Source organism: Paenibacillus aestuarii, from assembly GCF_027789125.1.
Taxonomy (GTDB): Bacteria; Bacillota; Bacilli; order Paenibacillales; family NBRC-103111; genus Paenibacillus_E; species Paenibacillus_E aestuarii.
On record NZ_JAQFVF010000087.1, the window covers coordinates 1 to 7,063 of the forward strand.

A 7,063-nucleotide genomic window follows, 5' to 3' on the forward strand; every position below is an offset into this window, starting at 1 on the left:
AGCTTGTCAAAGATGGGAGATACGCCGTACCTAATCTTCTCCATGGCAAATATGCCGAACTAAGGGAAGCGATGAAAATTCGCGATCATCTGTCGACTGACCTGCGAGTGGTACAAGGCCGGGTTCATAATTGGTTGGATCGGTATTTTCCAGAGTTCCTCACGGTGTTTAAAGATTGGGAGTGCAAGTCTGCACGCCAAATGCTTAGCCTTTGTTTGTTGCCGCATGAGCTGGTTGCTCAGTCAGAGGAAGCTTTGTTAAGGCATCTTAGAGAGGTGGCCAAGCGAGGTCTCGGCATGGAACGTATGAGGTGTTTAAAAGCAGCTGCAAGCCGTTCTATTGGCATCCGAGAAGGTACAGAATTAGCAAAGCTCGAGCTTAATCTGCTGTTAACACAGTACGAGTTGCTTGAAAGTAAGTTTGAAGAGCTCGAAGAAAAGTTGGATAAGCTCCTGGAGCAAATCCCTCACGTCAAGCAACTAATGGCCATTAAAGGCATTGGTCGGGACAGCATAGCTGTGGTCTGAGTGGATGTATTTTTGCGCTTTCCTCACCCCATATTTTACACTTTCCACAACTTTGTTCCATGTATTAATTGTCTCTCACGGAAGAAAAATGTTCGAAATCTAAGAAAACAAGCGTATTCAAGAGAAAAGCGATTCTCCATAGAGGGAGTTTAGTTTAATCACTTCGACGAATATAACAAAATTAAAAATGGATATGAATTGATGGTAGGGTGATTTTATGACTAACGACAGAAAAATTCAGTTAGAGAAGTTACTGAAACGAACGAAATAAAGTAAAGCAAGCAAGGATGCAGCTTGTTGATGATTTATGAATAATCGAATGGCTTATTGAAATAATATGAGAAGTTGCATGAAATCAATAACGAAGGGATTGATCGAGTATGGCGGATGTCACGATAAAAGTAATGGATAATGGTCCGTTACGTATCACGGGTAACTTAGATTTGTTGGATGCGGAAGGAAATCACTTTGAGACAACAGAATCTTTTATACTTTGCAGATGCGGACTCTCGAATAAAAAGCCATTTTGCGATCTAACGCATAAAGGTCAGTTTGAAAGCGCACCTCGAGCTTAGATGACGATGTAAATTAGTGCGATGACTTCGGCTCAGAATGCGCACGGCGGGCAAGAAGCTATGATTTTATCCCTCTATGCGTCGTTTTGTACCATTGGGGGGCAATCGTTGCAGCACCGGGCTATACGGACGGTTCGATATTCGCTGCGGGTGGCAATCCTTACGGAACTAGTGTATCGGTTGATCAAGATGGAAAAATGAAAGAAGATGTTCGTGGAGCTGTTCTGCATCAAAGCGTACGGTAACAGTAGCACGGTGGGTCAAAAACGGTAATCAAGGCTAAATAGTTTAAAACGACAATTCTCGCTTCCTTAGTGGCGGGGATTTTATTTTTATTATGATGTAAGGGGATTGATTTCCAACGATCGCCCGCGACAGCTAATCCTTTTGCCGTTAAGCTATTTAGCAAAATAACCAGGGAGCAGCTCGCCACGCGGCATCTGCTCCCTGGTTTCGTTACTGTTCCTGCATATAGCAATTTTAAACCACACGAAATTACCTTAGAGGATTTTCTAAGAAAATGGCTTACTGGACTTGAAAAAGACGGATTATATACTGGAGTTAATTGGAGTGGGAAAAGAGCAACAGGTTATGATTGTAAGCCAAATGAGATTGCAGTACGAATTAAATATGAAATAGAGAATAACTACCATGAAAGAACGAATTAACTTTCATCCTCTGTGGTGCAACACAGGATGCATGGATGGCTAACGGGACACTATAGTTCAATCAAAAGCTGCAGCAGTTCGAGGGATCTGCTGCAGCTTTTGTTGAAGTAACGTGCAGGCTAACATAGGTTGATATAAGTATTTTGTAATAAGATATTCCAGTAAATGTGACTCTATATGGGCGGAGTGAATAAAGATGCAGATTAGTTTTGAAAAGGTAAAACAGAAATTATTAGAAGTAGGCAGGGACGTATAAGCTGGTATACGATGTGACTAATAGTTTGGGTAAAGTGTCAGAATCCGTAACTCGAACTGTTTATGTGAAGGACATGAACATAACGGTGCCGGTCATTACACTGAAAGGTGACAATCCGATGATCGTTGGACTCGGCAGCGCATTTGCCGATCCGGGTGCAACAGCCATGGACGATCACGATGGAGACATTACTTCTCTCATTAAGGTTACAGGCAGCGTGAATACGAGCCAAGCAGGGACGTATCCGCTGGTATACGATGTGACTAACAGTAAGGGAAGTAAGGCAGCAACCGTAACTCGAAGTGTTTATGTGAAGGACATGAACGTAACGGTTCCGGTCATTACACTGAAAGGTGACAATCCGATGATCGTTGGACTCGGCAGCGCATTTACCGATCCGGGTGCAACAGCCATGGACGATCACGATGGAGACATTACTTCTCTCATTAAGGTTACAGGCAGCGTGAATACGAGCCAAGCAGGGACGTATCCGCTAGTATACGATGTGACTAACAGTAAGGGCAGTAAGGCAGCAACCGTAACTCGAAGTGTTTATGTGAAGGACATGAACGTAACGGTGCCGGATATGCAAGCTCCAATCTGGCCAATTACCAGTACCCTGACCGCTTCCAATATCGGTAAACATGGGGTGACGCTCAATTGGACCGGGGCCACAGACAATGTAGGAGTAACTGCATATAAGTTATATAACACGTACTCCGAAGTAATCACTTTAGGCAGCGTATTAACCTATAATGTAACAGATTTGAATCCTGGTTCGAGCTATACATTTACCATTAAAGCCGGGGATGCAGCGGGGAATTGGAGTAATTACGGACCGAGCGTTACCGTTCAAACTCTTCGTAAATCCAGCGATGATTCAAGCGGAAATACAAACAACAATAACAACAACAATAACAATAACAACAACAATAATACTGACAAGGGTAATGCAACAAAGACGGTGACTTTAGATCTTACTACTGACGCCATAGTGATGAAAGAAAAGACTAACGATGGCAGATCCGTGACGAAAGTAACCGTGGATGCGGACAAGCTGGCGAAAGCCTTCTCTACTTCTGATCAAACCCGGGTGGTTATCATCGATATTAAAGGTACCGATCCGGTAAATAAGGTAGAGCTCCCTGTCAATGCTCTCTTGGATGCGGCTAATAAGCAGCCCGGAGCCATTGTACAAATCAAAGTCAATGGGGCAAGCTACAGTCTCCCGGTACATGTATCTAAGAATTTGCCAAAGGATCAGGTAGTCACAGTCACCATTACGAAAGTAACCGGAAATTCTGATGATGCTCTGAATGCCGCAATCCGTAAGGAAGGGGCACAGAAGCTGGCTAGCTCGGTTGACTTTGGCGTAAGTGTAAACGGTAAGGATGTTACGGATTTCAATGGGGCTTATGTAGAACGTACCTTGGCCTTAGCATCTGAAATAGATCCGAATAAGGCTACAGCGATTTGGTTTGATGGGAACAACCGCATAAGCTTTATCCCGTCCGTCATTTCAAATGTCAACGGATCGGCTGAAGTGACGATTCATTCCCCGCATAACAGTATTTATACGGTGATTCAGTCCGATAAGTCTTTTGCAGACATGCAGGGTCATTGGGCTAAAGCGGATGTGGAAATGCTGGCTTGTCCAAGGCATAACGGACGACATTTGCTGCAAAAGAGAACGCAACACGTGCTCAAGGCGCTTCCATGTTGAAGAGAATGCTGCAATATTTGCAATTCATTAACTAGTTAAATAGTGAGCGAAATAAGGGTATCCGACTGTAACTATCAGTTCGGATACCCTTATTTTTATAGAATGGTGGAAAATGTTTTTTTCACATTTTTTCCTTTCGATGTAGAGTTGATCAGCGTAAAAAGTTGGTTCAATTTAGGGAGTTCTATATTTGGGTGAGAGGTAGCCGGAGCCAAACAATATATGTGTTTAAAGAAAATAAAGTTGTAGACTGAGAAAATAAAGATGTAGACTGGAAAATAAAGTGTTAGACTGGACTGGAATATTGTACCATCAAGCTACGGCAGTTTACTTCATTGACCGTATTTGGCGCATGATAAAATAATAAATCTGAACGTGGAGTGTGGAGAAGAGTGCAAGATATTAAGAGAATAAAAAGAGATTTTGATTTGATAAATAAAAATATGATTCAAGAGGATGACTGGAACCATAATATACATTATCATGACTATCTTCTACGTTTTGTCCCCACTAATTGCCAATTTGCAGTGGATATAGGGTGTGGAACTGGAGAGTTTGCAAGAAAATTAGCTATAAAATCAAGTGAGGTTTATGGTTTCGATGTATCTACTATTACGATTAATAAAGCAATTGAATTTTCACAATCTTATCCCAATATAACTTATTTTGCTCAAGACGTTTTGACTTATCCGTTTCAAGATGAATCGATAGATTGCTTTTCATCATTGGCAGTTTTGCACCATATCGATCTTCACAATCTATTGCCAAAATTAAAGAAAGCATTAAAACCTGGTGGAACCATTATATTTTTAGATCTTTATCATCAAAGTTCATTTCGTGACTTTTTACCTGATTTTTTAGCCATTCCCTTAAATAAATACTACTTAAAAACAAAGCCTCAACGAAAGCAAACTCAAGAAGAGATATTAGCCATGCAAGAACATATGAAACATGACAAATACTTAAGCAAAAAGGAGTTAAAGGATATTTACGGAACTTATTTACCAAATTATCAATTCAAAATTCATTTGTTTTGGAGATATTCATTGATCTGGAAAAAATCTATTTCTAATTAAATATTATCGAACCGAGGGAGTTCAATACACAGCAATGGGAGGCTGCCGGCCACGATCGGCAGCCTTTCGTTCACAAATGGGCAGTAAAGTGAAGTTGATTTTTATCTGGGAATTAATTGCATATGATGGTAATATGGAGGGGAAATGTATGGAATAATTTTTTGGGGAGGACTAAGTTGCTAAATAATTTAAATCAAAAGAAAAAGATGCTTTGGTCATTCTTTTCTTCCATAGCATTTTCGATTATTGGACTAATATTAATATTTAACGGTTTTCTACACGGCAAGGAAAATGCATTCAATAATTCTAGACCCAAAGGAGCAACCAGTTGGAGTACTACCGATGAGGCAATAAAAGCTTTTACATACTTACCAATTCTAAGCGGTGTGTTGTTGCTTATACTCGCTATAATCATTTTTACAATTACCTTTTACTTTTGGATTAAGAATACATCAGTTAATCCATAAAATTTTCCCACGACCAAGAACAAGGCATTAATCAACGGTGACTAAACACACCGACCGGTAGTAGGCTCACTCCGCTCAACTAACGGACACGTTAGTTGAGCTGTAATTCCTAAGAGGCCTTCCACAAACATTTGGAGTAGGTTTAAAAATTTTAACGGAAATTCATCTGAAATGAGGGGTTCTGTTGGAAGAAAATAAAAAGAAAGCATATTTGACACTAAATTACCAAGTATTTTTAGATATTAAGAATAGTGGGCAGTTCAATACAGGAAGCATCAATCAAGTATTTCGAATTGCTCACGCTTTTCATAATCTCGCAGAGTTTATCATTGATGATTTTGAAGGTTTTGACGAAGATAAGTTTTGGAGCCGTGTAAGAGGTCTTGAAAGGGATTTCGGATTAATTCATTTCAAGACATTGTTTGAGAAGTGTACAGAGACGAGTTAGTCCGCTAACGGGACACGATAATATATATAAAAACAGAGCGGCAGTTGGTCATGACGATCGACTGCCGTTCCCACGCTAACGCATAGGATATTTTCTTGTTAAACGGTGAATATCTCACATAAATATTATTGAAAAGTAGGTAATCTTAATGGTGAAAATTCGTGGTAAAAGACGATATTATCGAAAAATAGAAAAGAGTATTCAAAATTTTAAACACCACTTATCTGAAGAAACTAGTTGGTATAATAAGTGGCACATTCACTTTGATGCGAAGGGAATAAGTGAGAAGGTCAAGGACAGAAGAAGCCACATCAAACATTACATTGAGCTACTTCAGAAAATCAGTGGTTCAGATTTATCGAACTCAAAACCATTTCAAGTCTGGATATTTTTAGATTCTGAATATCCAACATGTGATGCATTGTACTTACATACTCCTAACCCACATAGTTCATTCCCTTTTATAAACCAAAGTATTGCTTGGCTAAGTGATGAAAAGGAAATCCCACAAATACTGAAGGGAATAGTTAATTTGATTGAATTTGAAGTTGGCGAATACAGGCATTTTGACGGTAATACTGATTATTTTATCCGAATGGTTAATTTGGGCTTGAGTCTTAAGGATTCGTTGAACTAACGGGACACGATAGTTGAATGACGAAGTTGATGGCACGATCATTATTGTAGCGGCATTTAGAATTTGATTGCGCTGGAGGTCAAGGGATGAGAGAAATCATAATCAAATCATTTTTATTTATCCTATTTCTGATCGGTTTGATAAAGGTATTGGACTATTATAGCGGGCAATTTTTCGTTCAAGCTGTATTACTTATCATTCTTTCTTTTGTTTACTCATTTATCGAAACAAAAGTAATTTATCGTATCAATAAAATAGTGCAGAATTTAAGGTGGAAAAAACCATAGCTTTGCGTAAGCAACGCTAAACTAACGTGCAACATTGGTTATTTTCCAACCGTTTATGGGGGATTTTACGAAATATTGTTGCGCTCCCATGAAAATTAAATCCGGAGTATCGGAAAATGGCAGCACTAAATAAGACGCTTCCTAATCATTTTTTGAAGCGTCTGTAAGATGGGGAATGGAGCTAGGAGTTAGCGGCAATTGTTACGGAGTAACCTAAGTTCTCTAGTCTTCGAACGGCATACTTTACAATAGATTGCTGCTTCTGTTTGTCAAAGTAATCTTCACCAAGATCTACATACATTTCTTTACGAGTGAGGAGATAAAACGCAATTCGCAGCATTGCATGGGCAACATTTATTGCTGCTCGTTTTTTACCTTTTCGCGCAGCTGTCCGCCTAT

7 protein-coding genes and 3 pseudogenes are annotated in these 7,063 nt (G+C 39.7%); 9 read left to right on the forward strand and 1 reads right to left on the reverse strand.

Annotation, left to right across the window (positions count from 1 at the left end; genetic code table 11):
• From O9139_RS28620 to O9139_RS28655, 9 genes and pseudogenes are all read left to right on the forward strand, one after another.
• Positions 1–527 (forward strand): annotated as a pseudogene (locus tag O9139_RS28620) (IS110 family transposase); the annotation flags it as partial.
• Positions 528–931: 404 nt separating this feature from the next.
• On the forward strand, positions 932–1,102 hold the full coding sequence (locus O9139_RS28625; RefSeq protein ID WP_408638374.1) for a CDGSH iron-sulfur domain-containing protein: 171 nt from the start codon (positions 932–934) through the stop codon (positions 1,100–1,102).
• Positions 1,103–1,114: 12 nt separating this feature from the next.
• Positions 1,115–1,385, forward strand: a pseudogene (locus tag O9139_RS28630) (NAD(P)H:quinone oxidoreductase, type IV); the annotation flags it as partial.
• A 157-nt stretch (positions 1,386–1,542) separates the two neighbouring features.
• A complete protein-coding gene (locus tag O9139_RS33495; RefSeq protein ID WP_408638375.1) occupies positions 1,543–1,770 on the forward strand; it encodes a DUF2750 domain-containing protein in 228 nt (75 codons plus the stop codon).
• A 269-nt stretch (positions 1,771–2,039) separates the two neighbouring features.
• Positions 2,040–3,749 (forward strand): immunoglobulin-like domain-containing protein, encoded by a 1,710-nt coding sequence (locus tag O9139_RS28635; RefSeq protein WP_270885154.1) that lies wholly within the window; start codon positions 2,040–2,042, stop codon positions 3,747–3,749.
• A gap of 392 nt (positions 3,750–4,141) precedes the next feature.
• On the forward strand, positions 4,142–4,825 hold the full coding sequence (locus O9139_RS28640; RefSeq protein WP_270885155.1) for a class I SAM-dependent methyltransferase: 684 nt from the start codon (positions 4,142–4,144) through the stop codon (positions 4,823–4,825).
• Between the two features lie 176 nt (positions 4,826–5,001).
• Positions 5,002–5,292 carry a hypothetical protein gene (locus tag O9139_RS28645; protein WP_270885156.1) on the forward strand — a complete coding sequence of 97 codons (291 nt, stop codon included), beginning with the start codon at positions 5,002–5,004 and terminating at the stop codon, positions 5,290–5,292.
• A 184-nt stretch (positions 5,293–5,476) separates the two neighbouring features.
• A complete protein-coding gene (locus tag O9139_RS28650; protein WP_270885157.1) occupies positions 5,477–5,740 on the forward strand; it encodes a hypothetical protein in 264 nt (87 codons plus the stop codon).
• Between the two features lie 148 nt (positions 5,741–5,888).
• On the forward strand, positions 5,889–6,377 hold the full coding sequence (locus tag O9139_RS28655) for a hypothetical protein (protein ID WP_270885158.1): 489 nt from the start codon (positions 5,889–5,891) through the stop codon (positions 6,375–6,377).
• 468 nt (positions 6,378–6,845) lie between these two features.
• On the opposite strand, the pseudogene O9139_RS28660 reads toward O9139_RS28655, so the two are convergent.
• Positions 6,846–7,063, reverse strand: a pseudogene (locus tag O9139_RS28660) (IS110 family transposase); the annotation flags it as partial.